This window comes from Pseudoalteromonas sp. Ps84H-4 (genome assembly GCF_024124645.1).
Classification (GTDB): domain Bacteria; phylum Pseudomonadota; class Gammaproteobacteria; order Enterobacterales; family Alteromonadaceae; genus Pseudoalteromonas; species Pseudoalteromonas lipolytica_C.
This window is the reverse complement of sequence record NZ_JAMXSK010000019.1, coordinates 53,183-72,782: the sequence shown is the minus strand read 5'-3', so window position 1 is coordinate 72,782 and position 19,600 is coordinate 53,183. Positions and strand designations below refer to the sequence as shown.

At 42.4% G+C, this 19,600-nt stretch carries 23 protein-coding genes; all 23 read right to left on the bottom strand.

The genetic code is table 11. The features are described 5' to 3' along the window. Positions 1-123: 123 nt before the first annotated feature. Positions 124-1,077: a hypothetical protein gene (locus tag NH454_RS16205; protein WP_138558046.1), complete on the bottom strand. Its 954-nt coding sequence runs from the start codon at positions 1,075-1,077 to the stop codon at positions 124-126. Then, complete coding sequence (locus tag NH454_RS16200) at positions 1,059-1,751, bottom strand: hypothetical protein (RefSeq protein WP_253039659.1); 693 nt, start codon at positions 1,749-1,751, stop codon at positions 1,059-1,061. The genes NH454_RS16205 and NH454_RS16200 overlap by 19 nt, the downstream gene beginning before the upstream one ends. Next, positions 1,748-2,230, bottom strand: coding sequence for a hypothetical protein (locus NH454_RS16195; RefSeq protein ID WP_253039658.1), 483 nt, complete (start codon positions 2,228-2,230; stop codon positions 1,748-1,750). Before NH454_RS16195 ends, NH454_RS16200 begins: the two co-directional genes overlap by 4 nt. Next, the gene (locus NH454_RS16190) at positions 2,227-2,925 is read right to left on the bottom strand and encodes a hypothetical protein (RefSeq protein ID WP_253039657.1); all 699 of its coding nucleotides are present in this window, start codon (positions 2,923-2,925) and stop codon (positions 2,227-2,229) included. The genes NH454_RS16195 and NH454_RS16190 overlap by 4 nt, the downstream gene beginning before the upstream one ends. Next, on the bottom strand, positions 2,925-3,257 hold the full coding sequence (locus tag NH454_RS16185) for a DUF1353 domain-containing protein (protein ID WP_253039656.1): 333 nt from the start codon (positions 3,255-3,257) through the stop codon (positions 2,925-2,927). Before NH454_RS16185 ends, NH454_RS16190 begins: the two co-directional genes overlap by 1 nt. After that, complete coding sequence (locus NH454_RS16180) at positions 3,244-3,792, bottom strand: hypothetical protein (RefSeq protein ID WP_253039655.1); 549 nt, start codon at positions 3,790-3,792, stop codon at positions 3,244-3,246. Before NH454_RS16180 ends, NH454_RS16185 begins: the two co-directional genes overlap by 14 nt. 8 nt (positions 3,793-3,800) lie before the next feature. Next, on the bottom strand, positions 3,801-4,790 hold the full coding sequence (locus NH454_RS16175) for a hypothetical protein (RefSeq protein ID WP_253039653.1): 990 nt from the start codon (positions 4,788-4,790) through the stop codon (positions 3,801-3,803). A 3-nt stretch (positions 4,791-4,793) separates the two neighbouring features. After that, positions 4,794-7,076: a phage tail protein gene (locus NH454_RS16170; RefSeq protein WP_253039652.1), complete on the bottom strand. Its 2,283-nt coding sequence runs from the start codon at positions 7,074-7,076 to the stop codon at positions 4,794-4,796. Then, on the bottom strand, positions 7,073-7,594 hold the full coding sequence (locus tag NH454_RS16165) for a hypothetical protein (RefSeq protein WP_253039651.1): 522 nt from the start codon (positions 7,592-7,594) through the stop codon (positions 7,073-7,075). Before NH454_RS16165 ends, NH454_RS16170 begins: the two co-directional genes overlap by 4 nt. After that, positions 7,587-8,738, bottom strand: coding sequence for a baseplate J/gp47 family protein (locus NH454_RS16160; protein WP_253039650.1), 1,152 nt, complete (start codon positions 8,736-8,738; stop codon positions 7,587-7,589). Before NH454_RS16160 ends, NH454_RS16165 begins: the two co-directional genes overlap by 8 nt. Further along, on the bottom strand, positions 8,738-9,043 hold the full coding sequence (locus NH454_RS16155; protein ID WP_138558087.1) for a DUF2590 family protein: 306 nt from the start codon (positions 9,041-9,043) through the stop codon (positions 8,738-8,740). Before NH454_RS16155 ends, NH454_RS16160 begins: the two co-directional genes overlap by 1 nt. Further along, entirely contained in the window at positions 9,043-12,315 is a 3,273-nt protein-coding gene (locus NH454_RS16150) for a phage tail tape measure protein (RefSeq protein WP_138558056.1), read from the bottom strand. The genes NH454_RS16155 and NH454_RS16150 overlap by 1 nt, the downstream gene beginning before the upstream one ends. A gap of 3 nt (positions 12,316-12,318) precedes the next feature. Next, entirely contained in the window at positions 12,319-12,462 is a 144-nt protein-coding gene (locus tag NH454_RS16145; RefSeq protein ID WP_171040433.1) for a hypothetical protein, read from the bottom strand. Positions 12,463-12,485: 23 nt separating this feature from the next. After that, positions 12,486-12,773, bottom strand: coding sequence for a putative phage tail assembly chaperone (locus NH454_RS16140; protein WP_138558057.1), 288 nt, complete (start codon positions 12,771-12,773; stop codon positions 12,486-12,488). Then, a complete protein-coding gene (locus tag NH454_RS16135; protein ID WP_138558058.1) occupies positions 12,763-13,395 on the bottom strand; it encodes a hypothetical protein in 633 nt (210 codons plus the stop codon). The genes NH454_RS16140 and NH454_RS16135 overlap by 11 nt, the downstream gene beginning before the upstream one ends. Further along, positions 13,395-13,847, bottom strand: coding sequence for a phage protein (locus tag NH454_RS16130; RefSeq protein WP_138558059.1), 453 nt, complete (start codon positions 13,845-13,847; stop codon positions 13,395-13,397). Before NH454_RS16130 ends, NH454_RS16135 begins: the two co-directional genes overlap by 1 nt. Positions 13,848-13,857: 10 nt before the next feature. Beyond that, a complete protein-coding gene (locus tag NH454_RS16125; protein ID WP_138558060.1) occupies positions 13,858-14,958 on the bottom strand; it encodes a DUF2586 domain-containing protein in 1,101 nt (366 codons plus the stop codon). Between the two features lie 22 nt (positions 14,959-14,980). Then, positions 14,981-15,613, bottom strand: coding sequence for a phage virion morphogenesis protein (locus NH454_RS16120; protein WP_138558061.1), 633 nt, complete (start codon positions 15,611-15,613; stop codon positions 14,981-14,983). Then, positions 15,606-16,079: a phage tail protein gene (locus NH454_RS16115; RefSeq protein ID WP_138558062.1), complete on the bottom strand. Its 474-nt coding sequence runs from the start codon at positions 16,077-16,079 to the stop codon at positions 15,606-15,608. The genes NH454_RS16120 and NH454_RS16115 overlap by 8 nt, the downstream gene beginning before the upstream one ends. Beyond that, on the bottom strand, positions 16,076-16,513 hold the full coding sequence (locus NH454_RS16110) for a head completion/stabilization protein (RefSeq protein WP_138558089.1): 438 nt from the start codon (positions 16,511-16,513) through the stop codon (positions 16,076-16,078). Before NH454_RS16110 ends, NH454_RS16115 begins: the two co-directional genes overlap by 4 nt. A gap of 104 nt (positions 16,514-16,617) precedes the next feature. Beyond that, positions 16,618-17,364 carry a phage terminase small subunit gene (gene gpM / locus NH454_RS16105; protein WP_138558063.1) on the bottom strand — a complete coding sequence of 249 codons (747 nt, stop codon included), beginning with the start codon at positions 17,362-17,364 and terminating at the stop codon, positions 16,618-16,620. 85 nt (positions 17,365-17,449) lie between these two features. After that, positions 17,450-18,487, bottom strand: a complete 1,038-nt coding sequence (locus NH454_RS16100; RefSeq protein WP_138558064.1) for a phage major capsid protein, P2 family — start codon at positions 18,485-18,487, stop codon at positions 17,450-17,452. 42 nt (positions 18,488-18,529) lie between these two features. Beyond that, positions 18,530-19,432, bottom strand: a complete 903-nt coding sequence (locus NH454_RS16095; RefSeq protein ID WP_138558065.1) for a GPO family capsid scaffolding protein — start codon at positions 19,430-19,432, stop codon at positions 18,530-18,532. Between the last annotated feature and the right edge of the window lie 168 nt (positions 19,433-19,600).

The following is a 19,600-nucleotide window of genomic DNA, read 5'->3' as shown; positions in this document are numbered from 1 at the left end:
TTTTTACTATTAATTATATTCTCACTATAAAACTCTAATGTACAGCATAGAGATAATAGCAATATAGATTGTCTCCTTTTAGCTCTTTTTTCAAAAGAATAAATCAATAACGTGAAAATAGTTTTACAACTCAACTATTGGCTCTAACTTACCTTTTAAGGTGCTTGCTTTAGTTTTATGACTAGTGAATTCAACTTTTGTTATTGGCGGCCCTGCACCTGCGCTAGTATGCCCGTGGTTTTCTAGGCTTTGGTTTATGTCTTTTACTAAGCCTATTAAATCAAGTAGCACTTGAGCCACATTAACTGAGCTATCCCCTAGCCACACTGTTTTACCTTCGACCTTGGCAAGTTCACTTGCCTTTGCGTGTAGGTTCTTTAATGTTTTTAAGTTCATGCTTTCAGTGGCTTCAATATCCACCTGTTTCTTACTGCCAAGTAATAAGCCCTCAAGTGCAACAATTAAGGCCTTTTCACCTACCACCGTTTTTAGTGCGCCCATCACTTCATTAATTTGGTTTCCATCTACCTTTGTAATGTCGTGGGTGTCTATAGTGCAGGTTCGTTGATGATATTTCTCGTCGCGGTTGCGCGATTCTATTTTACTGCTATCGCTTGTTTGCGTTATGTCACCATCTGTCGATAAATGCCAATGACCATCACGGCCCTGTAACTTACTGCGACTGTTTTGCTGTAGCGTAACGTCTGTGCGTTTGTGTTCTGGCACTAAGGATTGCCAAGGCAATAAGCTGGTTACCACTGGATAGCTATTTAAACCATCGATATATTGTATTAAACAATGCATACCAGGTGCAGGTTCGTTTAATAACCCATGATCCGGTGCTTGGCCTGTACCAAGTGTAACTTGTTCAAATACGGGCACAGCTAATGGCTCACCTGTTCTTGGGTTTAATAACTGTACATCAGCAGCTTTGAGTGGTTTAAACGCGCTGCTTATCATTGCGACACTAGGTAAATCATAAACACGTTCAATACGTGCAAGCTGTGGTAAATGCTTGCGCTGCCCAAGTTCAGGGAAGTATCGAAGTACTAAGCGCTTTATAGCGTTTTTGACCATCTGATCACCTGCTTATCTGCTGTTAATGTCACTTCTGTAATAAACCGACCATTCAACTTTATGCCCGGGCGCAACTTTGGCACGGCCATCAATGCGCCCGTGTTTGATGCTGTTACGTTTATCGGGTGTTCTTCAAATTCGTTAATTTCGGTTTCAGCCCAGCGTGAGTCGTGCCAACTGCCAGCATATACTTTGCCGTCTGGGCGTTGTTGAAATATAAAGTTAGGAATGCTAAAGACCTGCTCACATTGGCGCATTGCTTCAATGCCAGATCCTTGGTGGTAGAACGCAGGCACGGGGGTGTTAGTGTAGTCTGCATCTGGGTAAATAAACTCAATCCCTACCTTGCTCAGCTCGTCACATACATTTGCAAACGTTGCGTGACGAATAGCAAAATGGTGCGCAAACGATAACGCACCGATTAATTCACGACATGTCAAAAACCACCGCCCATTACTTTGGTGTTTGGCTTCTATGACGCCTAAAAAGTAAGGCTGCATAGCGTCTTTTTCATAACCAATATGCAGCTCAACTAAGCCCTGTGGCTCTTGCTCTGTTACCACAGCAAAACTTGCTCGGCCTGTACTGAATAAGTCCAGTTGAATGCTGTCACTCACAATGTTCGTAACTTGAAGGCCACCAATTGTAAGCACTCTAATTAGCCTATGACTCATGGCCCTTCACTTTTCTCAAATGCGGTTTGTACTGTGGTGTGCCCGTCAACAGCCTGTGTTTGGCTGTTCTCTTTTGCTTTACCATCTATTTGTTGCTGGCTACGCTCTGCGGTTGATAGCACTTCAAGCAATTTAAATGTCACTTGCCAGGCTTTTACTTCCTCAAGCTCGGTTGCTTTTACTTCCCCATTGAACTTAGCTTTACGGATTTTATAAGCCTGTGTGATATCACTGTTAATTGTAAATACAGTTCGCGCCCCATTTTCATCTATTGACTTAGCTTGGCCTATCAACTCTGCAAGCTCACTCGCATCGACGAAGGGGATTTTAGTATTGACGGTGATCACACCTGGCTTAACACCTTTATCACCTGATAGCGCAAACGAACCAAACCCGCTTAGGTCATCACTTGGCAGTTTAATGCCGCAATTTATACGTATTTCGTAACCTGGGACTTGCCAGCCATTTAATGTGATCATGAAAATAGCTCTTTTATTGGTGTAATTTGTTTAGTACTACCAACAAATGCACAATATGCCCAATGCTTGTCATTGTTACCTAACAGTTCAATTTGCTGTCCCAACGCCCGTGCACTTTGTGCATTACTGTGTGTGATTGATATATGGGGGCCAGCTTTGAACCTAGATAAACTTAACCGTGAATTTCTTGCAGACTTTAACTGCGCCGCATCGTTTAATGCGGTATCTATATCGCTAATCAGTTGCACACCTTCATCACTCACCAGCTTCAAGCTTTGATCTACGAATGCATGTGATAGTGCGGTAATACCGCAGCAATCACGCAAACCTTGCCACTCGATAGATTGCTCTGTAGTTGGCAGTTTCATCTTATCGGTATCGAGTGTTACTAAGCTTTTTGCATGTTGTTCCGCATGCAAAAAAATGGGGAGTGGGCACAACTCATTAAACGCTGTTAACTGATTTATAAAGTCATCAATATGTGCCGAACTACAACTTAAAATAACAGCATTAAAAGTGTTTGGTCGTGTTTGTCTTGTCATGTCTTTCACTGCTGAAGCTAACGACTGACTACCTGCGGCGGCGGTGATTAAACTTGGCGTTTGGTAGCAATTTAAGCCAATGGTATACACATTTAGACAGGCAGCATTTAACGCTTCTCTGCTTGGCGTTTTAAATGATAAAGGGATCTGCATCACGCCCCCTTAAACAAACGCTTACATTGACTGTACACTGAAACAAAAAACCACATAGGATAGACTTTCCAACGCGGAACACCATAGAACAATAAGAGTTGCAGAAACTCTGCGTGTGGATGCTGCCTGCCCGTTTTCAAAGCAAAGTCATGCCAGATTGCAGCCTCTAAGCCTTGACCAAATGGGTTGTGAAACCAACGAACGTACCAAGGCATCGAAAACCCATCTGTTTCAAACCCTCTGTGCACATCACCAAATAGGGTGTGTAATGGCTCCAGTAGCTTAGCTTTACCCTGTTTAATAAAGTGGAGCTTCACACTATACATATGCATCAAACTCCACTTTATCGAACGCTAACCGAAAAGGTGCTTCGATTATTTCCAACCCTGCATTTAATCGTTCTGCTGTAATTTGATAATTACCTGATTGCGAAAACACACCATTTATCGTCACTATTCCGTCAATGATCTGTGCTTTAACACGTATATCATCAATGACATGTGTACCATTGGCTACACGCTCAATGATGATCATCATGTCGCTATCAGGTAATGCGACGTTTGCTGTTAATTCAAATCGTTCGTTTTGTGGTATCCACCAAATCCCACCATTTCCCAACGAGACATGTTCACCTGTTACAGTGATATTTGTTAACTCAATCACACTTGGGCCTGCAGGACTAGTATCTAGAGACGTTATGTAATCATTAACAATTAGATCAGACTCAATCCGCTTCGTGCCAATGTAGTCAGCAAATAAGTAAGACTCATTCTCTATACTAACGACCTGTTGTTTTTTAAACTTCGCAATGTCATCAGGTAATTGAGGTGCAATTAAACCTGGATTAATAGCTAATAAAATATACATACCATTCCTTAGTTCGGTGCAATACAAAGCCCTGTGGTTGCATAAATGCAATTCGACAACCACGTTTCTAGCTCTTTACGAGTGTAAAATTTAGCATTAAAGCTTGTTTGAGGATAAGTAGATGCGCCATGCCGAGGTAAAGGCTGTGCATAAAAAGTATTTTTAGATAGCTGGTACAACTGGCCAAAGAACGATCCTAGCGCAACCGGGTGCCATGTTTTAATAAGTACTTTGTTGGCTTGTGATTCATTGAACGTTAAATCCGCATTTACTGCAATATTTACAACAACTGCATCGGTATTTCCGCCCGTTCCTTCAGATTTCACAAGTTGAACTGAACCTTTAAAAAAACATGTTGTAGCGATAATGCTGCTATAATTTTGGGTATTATAACCAGTAAAATACCCGAGCCCCGGCACTTGCCCTCCTTCAGAAAGAGTCTCTAAATCAGTTCTGTATGTATAATGATACAAATAACTCTCTGAATAAGTCATTGTGTAATAGAGCGTACCATCTTCTAATGTCACCATTGATTTAAAATAATGGTTGTTTGTGTAAATTTTATCCGAGATAGTTGCTTGCTGACCATCTAAGCTAATTTTAAATAATCTGCTATGACTGCTTGAGTTTTGGGCGTAGCCAATTGCCCACTTAGTTACTCCGTCATCATAAAAATGCAGAAAAAACACCTTTTCTGCCATAGACCAAAGGCTAGCAAATGGATATGTCCATTCAATCGAACCTGTACTGTCGTACTTATTTATGTACTTATTTTGACCAGTTCCTGAAGATGAAAAGAAACCGCCCGCTTCAAACGCATTTGGCAATGCATTTGCTAATGTACTCCCCCCAATTAATGTTGAAAGTAAATCTGAGCTATGCAAATCGTAAGCAGAACCATAAACGTTAAATTTTGGCCAAGGCAGAGTTTTCGTCTGAGCATATAAAAATTCACCATTTTTAAAGCCGTCACTACTTTGTGTAACAATACTTTCCACTTTTTAAAACTCCCACATGTTATCAGTTTTGTTGTAAATGAAAACGCGCTCATTTTTATCATCCGCTACGATTGTTACTTGCGTATCTATTGCACCATCTAGTAGCCGTTTAAAACGAGTTGGCGAATCATTCACAATAACAATGCTAGGCTCTCCGTTTGTTGCGCGGACTGAAAACCAGTCTTGATCTTGCAAAGCTGTACCATCTGTACGTACCGATGGAGCTAAATAATTACCTTCACCGAATGAATGTCTACGAAAGTTCTCAATCGTAGTTGAGCGACTGAATTTCCGTGATTCATTTAAACTTTTTAAATCTTCAGCTGTTGCGAAGTAGGTTGCTTCTCTTCCATCAAGTTTATCCGCATCAAGCCCTGAACCAGCACCTACGTTACCTTTGTGCCAGATAATATTTCCTGCGACTGTTGCACCAGGCCGAGAAATATGAAACGTTCCATCCTGTAATATTCTCAACGCTTTTTTGGGGTCACCGTTGTTTGTTGATGAAATTTCAAAAGCGTTTTCGTTGCTGTTGCCACTACCAACATAAGTTAAATAGTAACCATAAACATCCATATCATTTCCAAAGTAAACAGCAACATCCTCATTGCCTTGTTTATTTGAGCCTCCGATAATTAGGGCTGTGCCGGTTGTATCAATCTGTTGAGTAGTACTAAATGTATTTATTTTGTTTTTATGTGCATAGTATGCCACTGCAGACTTGTCGAACTTTGAATCTAAAGCCTCTTTAAGACCTGCAATGTTACTAGTACTTAAAGTATCTAATGTTTCTTTATTTTGCTTAATGTAATTAACTATTTCTTGGATTTGATCGAGCGTTGTATCGTCAGATGTCAGCATCACATTTATCTGATCTATTAATTGCTTTAAAATACGACCTTGATTAGCACTCAATGATTTATCTTTAGCTGTGCTTGTAAGTGAATCGAGAACCTCTCGCCAAGTGTTCGTATCTGTAAATAGTGCATTAGCAGGGACAGGTGTTTTTAAATCCTCTGCTTTTGCGAAATAAGTAGAGTCTTTACCATCTAACTTATCAGCATCCAAACCTGAGCCAGCCCCCATATTGCCAGCATGCCATGCACTATAGCCATTTATAGTCACGTGACCACCAAGAGGGTTTATTGCAAATGTTCCTTGAATATTTTTGCTGGGATAATTATTTGTATGATGGCCAACTTGAACCCATGCAAACCGTGAGTTTGTTTCACTATCCAAGCCTAATGATAAGCCATTATTTCCTGACTGTAGCTTGAATTGGCCTGTGTTCGCTGGCGCTAAATTAGCAAGCTCATCAAATGAAACATTATTGGTTATTTTTAAACGCCCAGTAGATGTACTACTAATATCGCTTCGCAATAATTGACTTGCGTGCAGACCATCTACCTTATCAGCATCAAGTAATGAACCAGTACCCATATTACCTTTATGCCAAATAATATGACCAGCCACGGTTGCGCCTAGCTGCGAAATATCAAACAAACCGTCTTGTAATATTCTTAACGCTTTTTTTGGAGAACCAAGGTTTGTTGTTGTGATTTCTAAGGCATTATCATTCCCATTTCCACTTCCAACATAAGTAAAGTAATAACCATAAGCATCAGCCTCGTTCCCCATATATATAGAAACATCATCACCACTTTGTTTTCCTGAACCTCCAACAATTAAAGCTGTTCCAATCGTGTCTATTCTTTGAGTATTATTGAATGTATTCTCTTTAAGTTTATGAGCATAATTACCTGCATCATTCTTTTTAAGATATTCATCATGTTTATGGGTATCAAATACAGCTTTACTTACTAATTCTTCGTCTTGAACTTGCCATGGTAAAACAGCTAGCGTGATGTTTAAGTCATCGGCTATATTTTGGCTTCGCCACACGATACTTTTAACTGAATAATTACCTGTAACAGCACCCAAAGTTTTGGTTTTGGTTTGTAGCTCCGTTGTAACAACGGCAATTAAGACCTGATCACCATTTTGTTTAGTTGCAACGACACCATACCAGTTGTATTCAAAGTCACCCACGTCGTAGCCCAGAACTGCACTGATCACTACCGCATTACCATCCACTTTTGAAACTGCTTTGATGGGCTGAGAATGTAAAACATCAGTTGGAATAGTAGTATTAGGATCTATCGGTCCACTGGCATCTTGGTCAGGCATGTTTGCAAAAATAAAATGCGTAATATTTTGCACTTCTTCTCCTGCAAACACCGCATTGCGGTAATCAATTCCGGCATTGGTAATTTTTAATTGACTCACCCTGTCACCTCTTTTTCAAACTCAACTAATGCTGTTGCATGTGTCGTATTAACAGCTGCCATGGCACTTAAAAAATAACGTCGGCAAGTTCGTCCGTATTGCTTGATTAGCTCATTCACTAACTGTTCTTTGCCGCTGAACTCACTCTCTAACATGGCGATTTCGACCATATCCCAATCAAAATCAGGAAGGCGTTCAGATATCGTGATATGACCAAATCCCAAACGTTTAAATATTTGCTCCATGCCCACGTTGTAGCCAGCGTCTTTGGCGTTTTCAAACGCGTGTTTTACGCGCAATCCATACAGTGATAGTTCTTCACCTGGTAAACGCTTAATGTCGCGTTCCCATGCAAGTAAGTCGAGTATTGCAGCCTGCGCATCTTCACTGTGTTGTTGCTCAAGCCACCAAAACAAGTAGCTTTCAATTTCCTGCCAATAGCCCTGTGCCACCTTCGCTAACGCTGTGACATTTTGGCCATCCATCCAAGTTGGTAACTGCGGTGTTAAATCAGACATGATTAAGCACCACACTATTTAACGTTGGTAACCATAACTCACAAGGTATATCACTCGTTTCAAAGCGAATGGTTTTTAGCTCAGCGAATTGACTATGTAACTCACTAGCCAATTTGCTAAAACTAAATAGCTCATTAGGCTTACATCGAGTGACATTGGCAAAAGCAGCATTCTCTCTAAATGCCGCACGAATAAATTGCTCTATTTCTGCACGTCTGTCTTGTGTATTTGGGTGTTGCTGATAGCTCGCTGTAACATCGACTTGTTGTGTACTTATTGCAAATACTTGCATGTCATCGCCGCTGCCATGATTACCCGCTGCAATGTGGTTATTTATTTGATCAAGTACGGCTTGGCTAATTTGGCCCACATCTAAATAAACATAGGCATTTGCACTACCTGGACCACGCGGTGCCGTTTTATCAAATACGATGTTGTCAGACTTGATACCAGCAAAGCTCGCAATAATTGAACGATAAACAGCATCTACGTGATAATCACCCAACGAGCCAAATGCATCACGAATACGCAGACGATAATTATCATCTGATTCGATATCTTGCCCTGCAATCGTTAACCAATCAGCACTGTTCGTTGCGCTTAATCCTTCGATGTCACTAAGAACGCGAACATAATAGCCGGCTGCTAAATTATAGTTTTGCCCTGCCATCTCAGCTTCTACCATCACGTTATGGTTAAGTTCACCTATTGCAAATACTTGATCGAACAATGTTTTAACTCGATATACTTGGCCGTTAATTGGTAAGCTTTCAATTATGGTGCCTGCTGGTACTGTTAATGATGTATCTGATTCAGTTCGGCTGATAGTCACTAGGCCTTGCGCTGCTACTGCTGGTAGCTTTGTTGTTTTTCGTGCTTGGCCGTGTTGCTCTAACCATTTATTTTTTGCAAGCATGACAAACGAGTTCGGCATCACTTCAGTTATTAAGCCATTGATTAGATCTTTTGCGGGTTCAACCATGATTGATTTTTGCAAACGAAAGAACGGACTAAATGTGCTTGTGTTACTAACCGAAAACTGGCCCTGATCAACATGTTTTTGCCACACAGCCTCTAGTTCTTCTTCTGTAACGGGTATCCCTGCGGCTTGAAGTTCTTGCTTAAATAACGCGCTGTAATCCATCAAACTGCCCCTTCAATCGTTTTAGCTGTCACACTTATTTCACCTGTAATGGTTTTAACTACTTTGATTGTGCCTGACTCTAGGCGCTGATCTTGTTCAACAATTAGTTCAATTTCTGTCAAAATTTTTGATACGATATTTTTATTTCTAAGACCAATTAGCTCTGTTAATTTGCCACTTTCGATAATGCGATGTTTTATGTCTTGCGCTATCACATCAGTGCTAGTTAGCTGGCTAGGAACGGCAAAGCTATCTAGCGCAATGTCGTTATCTAAAATGTTTAAATCGATATTTACTTTAACCATCACCCCGCCAGCTCCATAAGTTGCTCAAAACTCTGTGCGGGGTCATCTGACTTAATTGTTAAGCTATCAATATGCACACTCTTACGATTGTCGCTATCGCTGCGGCTATCTGTGTAACTTGTATTGCGTGTTAGGTTTTGCAAAAAAGATGACTTTTGCACTTTGGCTTTATAACTATTACTTTGCTGTTCCTGCTCATTACTTAATTGGTCAACTTTGTATGCACTGGTGTTTACAGCGTTAGTAATCACCTGATCCGTTTTAGTAGTGGGTAACGTCTGCAATGTTGATTGAGCTTGGTTTAAGCTTGCAAGTTGCACACTTGAGCTATCAAATACAGGTGAATTTGCCGCGTTAGTAAAATTATTAGTTGGGTTTACAACAGTACTCTGTAGCGCCGATTGTGTGGCTAACTGTGTTAATTGAGTGCTTTGGCCAACATAGTTATTTGTAGCTGTGCTCGATACCGGTGTGTTAATTGCGTCGTTTGCTGCAGCATAGTTACTCATTGCTGTGATTGAATTAGCCGCCTGTGTTGCTACGTTGCTCACGCTGTTTTCAATTACGCTATTCACTGCTGTGTTTGCTGTCACTGAGTTCGCCGTTTGAATCGCTGTATTGCTTGCGCTGTTTTCAATAGCGCTATTCACTGCTGTATTTGCTGAAACTGAATTAACCGCTTGTGTCGCTACATTACTCGCACTGTTTTCAACTGCGCTGTTCACTGCTGTTTTTGCTGTCACAGAGTTAGCCACTTGTGTTGCTGTATTGCTCACGCTTTTTTCAATGACGCTGTTCACTGCTGTATTTGATGTAGCTGAGTTCGCCGCTTGTGTTGCTACATTGCTCACGTTATTTCTAACCGCGCTATTCAATGTGTTAGTTGTTATAACTGAGTTAGCCGGCTGCATTGCTGCTTTGCTAATTACTGTTTGACCGTAGTCACGGCTAAATGCTTGATCGGCATTTTGCATGACAAAGTTATTAGGTTGTGGTGCTTGTGTGTTCTCAATGACTTTCGTTGCTTTTACTGTTGTTTCATCATCGCCAAAATTAAAAAAATCTTTTATTGAATCAACAACACCTTTCAAACCACCTACTTTCTCACTCAACCAATCGAAGGCCTTACCATAGCCCTGCATCATGAGCCCCATTGGCGACCAGCTAAACACAGTTGTGATAAAGTCGAAAAAGCTACCTAGCGGTGATTTAACAGCATCCCACATGTTGCTAATAGATTCAGCTAACCATGTTACTGCGCTAATAACTTTAGTGATCCCCCAAACAACTGCTTTAAGTGGTAAAAGTAAAATATCAAGTGCGGCGCCAAAGATAAGACCAAATGCTTGACCTGTTGAAGTTATTTCTTCAAGTGCCTTTCCTGATTTATCAACAGGTGAAAATAACGAAGCAAACCACATAAAGGCACTTTTTATAGCAGATATTATTGGCTCGAGTGCTTTACCTAGTCCGCTAAACACATCAATTACTGGGGCTAAACTGTGTACAAACCCATCCCAAAAACCAGACATAAAGGCTTTAATAGGCTGCCAATATTTATAAACTATGGCGGCAAGTAATGCGACCAAACCAATGATCACACCGATTGGATTGGCAAGCATAACGGCGTTTAAAAACCCCATAATACGGGTGACGTTAAATAGCCCCATTGCAAACTTACCCATACTGGCAAGGCCTGCTGCTAACACTGTTGGTATGGCTTTCATAGTGCCAATAAAGCCGAGGGCTTTAATACGTGACAAAATCAAACCGCTTGGCATAAGTAGGCGGTTATTAAATAACTCGTAGGCAATACGTGCTTTATTAGTTGCGCCTGCGTAAAGCGTTGTAACAATCGATGCTGTTTGTGTAGCCTTGGTTTGCGCCATTGTTTGCGCTGCGGTTAATGCGCTGACTGTTCGCGCTTTATTTGTCGCCCCTGTCGATAAAGCTAATGATGAAGCTAACGCTTTATTAGCGGTTGAATAAAGCCCAGTAGCATATTTAAGGCCACTGATAATTGGTGTTAATGTTAAGCCTGAGTATTTAAACAAGCCCATAGCAAAATTCGCTAAACCAAATGCTGTTACCAAGCCAACTACCACAACCACCGCGGTTGCAAGGGCGCTGGATAACACAGGGAATTGCTCGGTTAGTGCAACGATACCTGCAAAGCCTGCGGCAAGCATTTCAACAAAGGGTTCGACGACTGGCAATAAGCGATTCCCCATTGCAGTTGCAGCCGCATTAAACGAACCACCTAGCCGATCCCATGGACTAGCAATGATGTTTGCCATTTCTTGTGCTTTTGAACTGTCCTGAACATTTTCAAAAACGTTAATACCTTCTTTTAGTTTATCTACTTTAGTACTTAGTACATCAACAGCTTTTGCACCTTGTTTCCCGAATATTTGTGTTAATACATCGCCACGTGCCACCGAACCAAGTGATGACAACCGCTCATTAATTCGCCCAAGTACTACATCAATAGCCAGCATATCGCCATTATCAGCAGTTAATTGAATACCCAGTGCCTGTTCAGCTTTACCTATACCTTGCAATAACGAAGCAGCCTGAGTTCCTGCCACTGATCCTGATTTTGCAACTAATTGAAGTTCGCCAACCAAAGCAAACTGTTGAGCCGAGCTTAATCCGATATTAGTTGCTGTAGCACCAAGATTTGAAAACGCCGCCTGCATCTCAGCACCAGTGGTTTTATAAAGCTGCACTGCGGTAGCGGTTTGGCCTGCTATTTGGTTTACCCAATCAGCCTTGCCCATTTTGTTAGCTGTTTTCTCAAATATGCCGTACATTGTGCCCATATATGAGGTAATCGTCGCTGCATCAGCCTTAGTTGCAACAGCAAGTATATTTGAAGTTTTAGTGAACTCTGATAGTTCATCACCACTTAAACCAGCAATCGCTGATTGAATATCGTAAGCGCTACGTACAAACTCAGCGGAGTTACCGCCAAATTGAAAGCCAAATTCGTAAGATGTTTTTGTTAATTTTTGTAGGGCCTCATCCGCGACACCCAGTGACTGAACTTCACCAATGGCCGCGACATGATCTATTGCGGGGGTAAGGGAACGCGCAAGTGCAAAACCGCCCGCAACAGCGGTAGCGGCACCTCGCATCATCTGATCTTGTGCAGCAGCAGCTTGCTGACTCAGCTGATTGATTTTAGCCATCACTTTATTAACGGGCCCAGTAACTTTGTCAATGATGCCAATTGAATAAGTAAGCTTGTCTAACTTGCTGAGTGTTGCCATTAATTAATCGCCGCTTAGTGCTATGCAAATTCCGTTGTTTACGGCTGTTGCAAAGTTTTCTTGTTCACTTGTTTGTAGGTATAGCGCCTGCGCCAAGCTTTCATCCGTCACTGGCATACCACCAAAATATTTAGCATGGTATGCCAATAACTGATCTAACCTGTTTTTACCTATTTGCTTGGCTCGGCTTTCGATTTTTTTACGGTGAAATTAAACTCTGGCTGGTATTCTTCAACCACAGCGCCAACTAGAAATAATGCAGCACCCGGCTCTTGCACTAATTCTTTTAATTTTTTTGCATCCTGTTCTTCAACCGTATTCAATAAAAAGTTAGTAGCCGGCTGAACCTTATTGTTAGGCTGAGTTGTATTTAGATACTTGTTATAGTCAGTTGTATTAATACTGAATGTAATTTCACCTTTAGGTGTTTCGACTGTGATCTTTTTTTCAAACGCCATGTTCTTTGCTCTCTTTAATGTCTGCTTGTTCTAGCAGCGTGTATGTAAAATAAGGGCCGTACTTGGCTGCTGATTGCTCACACAAAGCAATAAAATCATCAAAGTCATTAGGGCTTGCAAACACCTGACAACCAGCTGACCACTTATCAACTTGGGTTGATGTGGTTTTACTGTTTGCGCGATGGCAGTTGATGCCAAAATAACCTTGCTGTAGCACTGCTTGGGGTGTGACGTCCGTGTCTAACTCGGTGTCTTGGTTGTTGTCGCGTAAAACAACAACTGGTTTATGTTGCACTAACGCACGGTACTTGCCTTGGTGGTAACCAAGGCGCCATAAGCTTTTATGCTGTCCTGCAATAAGCACGGCTGTACCATCTACGTTCATAGGGTGCTTGCGCCAATAAAGCCCTGCATCTGTCGTTGCTTTAAATTGCTTAAGCTGCCATTCGCCGCCTTCCTGATACAACACACAAATAGCATCGTTAAAGGTGTTCGCCCGTGTATTTGCATGACGAATACCTATGATGTTTAGGTTTAATTCACCTTCAAATAATGTGTGCCCACACGCTTGCATGGTATTAATGAGTGTCGTTACAGTTAGGTTTCGAATGGCTTTAGACATTACAGATCTCTCACTTCTTCAGCTGTCAGGTAAGGCACACCATTGATTTTTACAAAATCAGGGCTCGTTACTGGGCACTTGATAGACGTTGTATCTTCTTCGCCACCTTCAGCTTTCAGATTCAAGATTTCTTCAAGCTGTGGCAAACAACCAAATGCTTCAATGTTTTTCTTGCCCGCAGACACTTCAGCGTTAAATGCCACATCAAACGGTTCAATGCCTTTCCAACTGCCCGCTTGTTCAGCTTGCGCTTGCACGATTAACCAGTTTTCATGATCAAGCTTTAGCGTTACTTCGGCTTCGACTGGACCATCAATAAATCCTTTTGGTACACCGCGTACATATTTTGGTTTACGGCCATCGGTGATTTTTACGGTGGCTTCGATAACATGCACCATTGAAGAACCAATGAAGATATCGAAGTCCTTACCGCCTAATACTTTTTGAGTCATGGCGCTTTCCTTACTCTGCGTCGTCTAGCATGATCCCAACAATAATTGTGCTAGGGGAATCAATCGGTTTAACTTTCAGCACAACTTGTAACGTTCGTGCATCCATAAAAGTGAGGTTTATGCTGTCATCTGTTGGCGCATCAATCAGACCAGGGAACTTATCGGCGCCAATGTTGATAGACTTGCTCATATCACGCAGTGGTTTACCCATGACACGTTTGCCAAATTCAATGCCACTGGCACTGTTGTTTAAACGGCGGTTTTTGATCTGTTGAATGGCAATAATGCGAACATCACGCGCTGCTTTATCAACAATTCGGCCTGTTTCAATTCGCTGAAAGTCGCCGCCTTCAGCGTCCAACATATTGACGTCACCGAAATAAACCCCATCGAAGTCGGGATAAAACTGCGTACAACTTAAACGTAAGGCATCCAGTGCCGCCGTGGTTGCATTTGTCAGTGGGTTATCTGTCGCATCCACAGGCAATGGCATTAATGACATTGCCCCAGTTAAAACACGCATTGGGCTGTCAGCAATCGTAACTGAGCTTTTGCATAATCGACCCGTAACGGCGCCTAGTTCGTCACCGAATAAAAGCGGAATAACCGCCACACGATCAGCCACCACACCTTCAACCAAAGGTTGCAATGCTGGCACTAAATCAGCCCAATTTTGGCCTTCAGCTAAGCCTGGCGCGGCTACTAAAAAGCGCACGCGACGCGCAAAACGCGATAGTACTTCTTGTGCTTTTGCCTGGTAACTTTCTACTTCGGCTTTACCTGTCACTGGCGTACAAACCACAATGATTTCAGGGCTTACACCTTGATCCATTGCTTTATCAATCAGCGTCAAGACATTATCGCTAACTGAATGTGCAATCGCGTAGCCAGTAACAAGATCATCGCCATTGCGCTGCCATGCCTTAACTTGGGTTTTTAATGGCGAGTCTGCATCACCAAACAAATCATCAAAATCACTTTGTGCATTAATGGCTAGAATGCTGCCGTTGTTTTTGGCTGCTTGGCCAATAAACAACACACTGCGTTCTACTTCTTTGGTAGCGCCACTGCCTGTTTGAATGGCTGCAACGGATACTTTACCTTGTGCCATGGTCGTTCCTTATTTGCTTGCGCTACGCCACTTGCATAGCTTTGTTTAAAATAAAACTCTGTTGCTCTTTTTGTTCAGAGGCGGTTTGTCCTAAGAAAGAGCGGGCAGGCAAATCAATTTGCCATTTGCTCTTACTTGAGCCGCCCTTTAAATCTCTAAGTAAAAATCCTGCTTGGTTTTTACTTAAGTGTTCAGTTATCCATTTAATGCTTGCGCGTTTGGCGCCCTTGCCTTTGCCGCGTGGTATTTTGTAACCGGCTGCAATTAATGCTCTGGCTTGATTGCGTGTTGCTAACCCTTCCTTGCGTTGCTCACCGTTATTTTTTGGCGCCTGTGCAGTAATGCTTATCCCTTCTTGTTGCGCCCTGGCTATTTTGCCTGTGCGGGTATCTTTAAAATAAACACTGGCGTTATTTGGCCCATACCGCACTTTCATTCGACTCTTTAGCTTGGTGAGCATTTTTTTCTTTTTACCGTTTGCTCTGCCTTTCCACGTTTTGCCCGTTAAATCTTTTTGTTGGGTTATTCGCCCTTTGCTGCTCCGGTTCGCACTTCTGATCAAGCCACGCATTAAGTTACGACGTTTATTTGGCTTCAGCTGTAAAAACGCTAATTGTTCTTTGCTTTGGCCTTCGTCAAATTTGACGTTAAGCACGACTTACTTCCCCATGCAATGTGAACGCTTCAGCTATCCATAGACTTTGCTCACCAAAGTCATAACAGCTGCCGTTTAATTCAAACGGACCATTCTCTGACTGCACTAATTCAATATCTTCACAAAGCTGATCAATCGTTAACTCAACTTCATTACTGTTGTCGTCGTTAACATCAGCACTAAATTCAATATCGGTGCTATCAAAACGCCCGCCATTGTTTTGCAACCAAAACGATGCAAACACACAAATCAATGCTGCCGGTGCTGCACACGGGTTTATGCTAATAACCCCCGAGTAATAAAACCTTGCTGCTAACAACCCATTGCCATTAACTGTTTTACTGCTTGGCTCAATTCGCCCGCCCTCAATCCAACAATCAAATTGCGTCTCTAGCGCGAGTTTATGGCCTTGGTAGACCGCCCCCACTAAGTGCTGCTTAAGCTTGGCTATTTTGCTTTGGCTCATAGCAGCTCAACCGATAAATTGACGCTAAGTGATTGCAATAAACGCAGTGCGTTGATGCTTTCATGTTGCCAATGTTCGTGATTATCAATGGCAGATTGGCTTTGTGCTGTAGCGCTATCACGGTGCGTACTGCCCAGCTTTGAAACCAGCAAGTTTGCTTTGGCTTTGCTGTACACCGCATCGTGATAAAAAATCACTTGTTGCGCATTCAATGGCTCACCATGAGTAAGCTGCACACCTTCAAGCTCTTGATTAATCTCTGCTTGTGCGCGGGTGATCTTCTCAACGAGTAAATCGCTTTTGTTCGCGTACTCACTGGCAACCGCGTAATGTTCAATAAAGTGTGCCGTGCTTAATGCGGGGTAATAGCCATTACCTGGCACATCAACATTGACGCTTTGTAAATCTACCTGTGGCATACCGCTTAAATTCATCACACACCTTTACCTAACAATTAAATTGGGTGTGGGCGCCACTTAGTCACATACGTTAAGCAAACAATGCGAACGCTGTGCTAAGTTGCCCACCGGCGTTGGAGCTAGTCAGCGTCAACCGCTTGTTCTGGCTCGCTTTGTTTTAGTAACTTTTGCAGGTCTTTTAGCAAACCTTTCACACCTGCCCCCTCGTTAATAGCTAATGCTTGCTCTGCGAACGCCGCTGCAAAGCCGTAGTTATGAAGTGATGCATCGACTTTAGCCGCCATTGCGTAAAGCTTGCCGCCTACCACTTCTAAACCTGTCCAATCTTGGTTTTTAACTGTGGTAATTAAGCGATGCAGTACAAAACTAATGGTGAATAGGCCCGCTTGCTCAGATTGCGATAGGTAATAGTTGGCATCGTCATAAAGCTGATCGATAACGAATGCAGGCCAATGCTTGGTATTAAACACCGTTGGTAATGGCTGCTTTTGCTCGACCATCAAAGGCAATAGCTCTAGCACGTCGTCCCAACGCTTGAGATCTACAAGCCAAATAAACACCCATGCTAATACTGTGTTGTGATGGTTTTGACCGCTTAATCGATAACGCTTGATGTAGCCAAGGTAGTCGTTACGCTTTAACGCTTCAGACTTATAACTGGCTTTATCTGCAATGTCGGTAAATGTTTTTAGTTGAGCTAAGTCAGACTCGATGGCCGCTACAAAAAACGGGTACTCTTTTTGCTCGTTCTCGGTTACTGGCGCGTTAGCTTGAGCGACATCAATCGCTGCTGTTGGCGCATGTGTTTCAGTGCTAGACGGTACAACGCTTGCTGTTTTGGCTAATGATTTTTTAACTAAGCTCATTTAAAAACACTCTACTAGTTGGTTAAAAAAGCCGCCCCCGAAACTTTAGGAAATAAGGGCGGCAATGGTTGCTGCTGTTAGTTAATTACACCCAGTCATCGCCCGCTTGATTTGGCAACTTCACATTGGCTGATTCAAAGTAAATCGCTTTTTCTAGGTCTTCGACGTAGTAACAGTCGTTACGTGATAGGTAGTCTTCAACACGTTTTTTCTTCGCGTTATTTTCAACGCTTGTACGGGTTGAGCCTGTCTGAACGTAATGACTTAAATTGTCAAAGCTGGTGACTAAAATGCCGCGAGCTGGGAAAAATGGAATTTTATAGCTTGCCAAGCCACCATAGGTTTCGATGACCTGTTGAAGCTCAATCTTGGTTTTTTCACTTGGTGTATGTGCTTGCTTGGCGTAAAGCTTATTTTTATCGTGTGCAAGAAGTTCATCACCGATAATCGCCACCATGTTGGCGCGTTTATGCTCTGGAATACCTTGCAATGCGTCATGCACTGCTTGATCTAGGTTTTCATAGTCGCCGCCTGCACCAATACGGATCTGGGTAGGCGTCAGACCTTCAGTAACAACACGCTCCGGTGCATCACGACGTAGTAACTGCAACCAACCGATGTTGACATCATTCATCATTGGGTATGCAACAATGTCTGTCGTATCGGCGGCATGTGTGCCGTTCCAACCAATTTTGATAATATCCAGTGCAATTGCTTGGCGAACATGGTTACGGTAGCGTTCGTGGAAATCTGGAAATTTTGACCACTGATCCATTTTTACCCAGGTGATATGAATGTCACATTCTGTTGGGTAACAACGGTATTCACGTTTATCTAGTTTCGATACATCACGGGTTTTACGTTCTTTGGTGTCGTCAGTTTCAACACCTGCACGGCCAGTCACCCCACCGTCAACACTCATGATCACCGATTGACCTACTAGGTCATCAACCGGCGCGGTATTGATCATCTGTAAAAATTCAGCCGATTCATACACCGCGTCGTAAAGTCGCTGCTCTACAGTAGGCTCAACGTTAAATTGCTCTGACATTGAAGTCACACCATAGTTAACGGCCATGCCTGCCATAATGGCTACAAATAACTCTTTTGTTCTTGTCTTCATGTTCTTTCCTGCGTTTAGCTAATTTAGATTAAGTGCGTGTGATTACAGTAAATTGCTGTATTTACCGTCGTCGCCTTCGGGTTCATCGTCGGCGTTGGTGGTATCATCCGCAGGGGTATTTGTTGCTTGTTCGAACTTTGCCGTTAATTCTTCAAGTGCTTTTTTCGTGCTTGATAGCTCGTCTTTCACCTGGCTTAACTCTGTGTCAGTGCCTGTGCCTTGCTGATCTTCTGGCGGTGTTTCTTCACCTTCCACTTTGGTGGTTGAGAATGAATCAAGCTTTTCGGTTAGGCTGTCTAGCTTTTGGCTGAATTCGGCAAGTGGTGTGCCCAGTGCATCTTTTAATGCGGTGGCTAATTCTGCTGGTTTCATATCGGGTTCTTCCTGATTGAATGAAAATAGTCGTTTAAAAAAGGGTTTTTTAGGGGGTTCATCATCGACGGGATCACATGCCCCTAATTCGACTTTTAATAAGGCGACGTCCTTGTCGTCTGGCTTACTCTTACTACTGAAATTAATACGGTCTGTGTAGCAGCTCGCTGGGTAATCGGTTACCGCAAGGCCTGTAAGGTAGGTTTTACCCGAGCCCATAAAGTCACGGTTTATTTCAATGCTGAAGTACACAGCTTGGTCAGCCTTGTTTAGCTCAACAAAGTTTTGATTAGGTGCCAGCACTGCATATAAACACACCACACCTTCTTCGTTTTCGTATGCTTCAACACTCAGTACATCACCCAACATGCCTGCTATATCAACATTGTGTAAATTTTTAGCCGCCCAACCCGACCAATTAAATTCATGGTCAAGGTTGATACGTGCGCCATATTTACGCGGGTTGTAGGTTTCTACAATGTCGGCTACGTCTTGCTCTGTGATTTCACGACCATCGACAGTCATGCCTACCGCAGCAATAGAAAGTGGTTTTGTACGTAGTTGACCTGGCATAAATAAAACCTTTGTTGGTTGAGCGTTTTGCTTTAAAGTTGCTTGCAGTTTGCACCCTCTTTTTGCTCCTTTCCAACGGTTTAACTTTTTGAAATTCCTATATTTAGCTTTTAGGAATTAATAGGTTTTTATCTGACAGATCACGCGCTTTATTACGAATACACTGCC

Excerpts from the sequence above, each read along its gene's own strand:
- NH454_RS16205 (WP_138558046.1), bottom strand. The coding sequence starts at position 1,077 with ATGGTCAAAAACGCTATAAAGCGCTTAGTACTTCGATACTTCCCTGAA.
- NH454_RS16200 (WP_253039659.1), bottom strand. The coding sequence starts at position 1,751 with ATGAGTCATAGGCTAATTAGAGTGCTTACAATTGGTGGCCTTCAAGTT.
- NH454_RS16195 (WP_253039658.1), bottom strand. The coding sequence starts at position 2,230 with ATGATCACATTAAATGGCTGGCAAGTCCCAGGTTACGAAATACGTATA.
- NH454_RS16190 (WP_253039657.1), bottom strand. The coding sequence starts at position 2,925 with ATGCAGATCCCTTTATCATTTAAAACGCCAAGCAGAGAAGCGTTAAAT.
- NH454_RS16185 (WP_253039656.1), bottom strand. The coding sequence starts at position 3,257 with ATGCATATGTATAGTGTGAAGCTCCACTTTATTAAACAGGGTAAAGCT.
- NH454_RS16180 (WP_253039655.1), bottom strand. The coding sequence starts at position 3,792 with ATGTATATTTTATTAGCTATTAATCCAGGTTTAATTGCACCTCAATTA.
- NH454_RS16165 (WP_253039651.1), bottom strand. The coding sequence starts at position 7,594 with ATGTCTGATTTAACACCGCAGTTACCAACTTGGATGGATGGCCAAAAT.
- NH454_RS16160 (WP_253039650.1), bottom strand. The coding sequence starts at position 8,738 with ATGGATTACAGCGCGTTATTTAAGCAAGAACTTCAAGCCGCAGGGATA.
- NH454_RS16155 (WP_138558087.1), bottom strand. The coding sequence starts at position 9,043 with ATGGTTAAAGTAAATATCGATTTAAACATTTTAGATAACGACATTGCG.
- NH454_RS16150 (WP_138558056.1), bottom strand. The coding sequence starts at position 12,315 with ATGGCAACACTCAGCAAGTTAGACAAGCTTACTTATTCAATTGGCATC.
- NH454_RS16140 (WP_138558057.1), bottom strand. The coding sequence starts at position 12,773 with ATGGCGTTTGAAAAAAAGATCACAGTCGAAACACCTAAAGGTGAAATT.
- NH454_RS16135 (WP_138558058.1), bottom strand. The coding sequence starts at position 13,395 with ATGTCTAAAGCCATTCGAAACCTAACTGTAACGACACTCATTAATACC.
- NH454_RS16130 (WP_138558059.1), bottom strand. The coding sequence starts at position 13,847 with ATGACTCAAAAAGTATTAGGCGGTAAGGACTTCGATATCTTCATTGGT.
- NH454_RS16125 (WP_138558060.1), bottom strand. The coding sequence starts at position 14,958 with ATGGCACAAGGTAAAGTATCCGTTGCAGCCATTCAAACAGGCAGTGGC.
- NH454_RS16115 (WP_138558062.1), bottom strand. The coding sequence starts at position 16,079 with ATGAGCCAAAGCAAAATAGCCAAGCTTAAGCAGCACTTAGTGGGGGCG.
- NH454_RS16110 (WP_138558089.1), bottom strand. The coding sequence starts at position 16,513 with ATGAATTTAAGCGGTATGCCACAGGTAGATTTACAAAGCGTCAATGTT.
- gpM (WP_138558063.1), bottom strand. The coding sequence starts at position 17,364 with ATGAGCTTAGTTAAAAAATCATTAGCCAAAACAGCAAGCGTTGTACCG.
- NH454_RS16100 (WP_138558064.1), bottom strand. The coding sequence starts at position 18,487 with ATGAAGACAAGAACAAAAGAGTTATTTGTAGCCATTATGGCAGGCATG.
- NH454_RS16095 (WP_138558065.1), bottom strand. The coding sequence starts at position 19,432 with ATGCCAGGTCAACTACGTACAAAACCACTTTCTATTGCTGCGGTAGGC.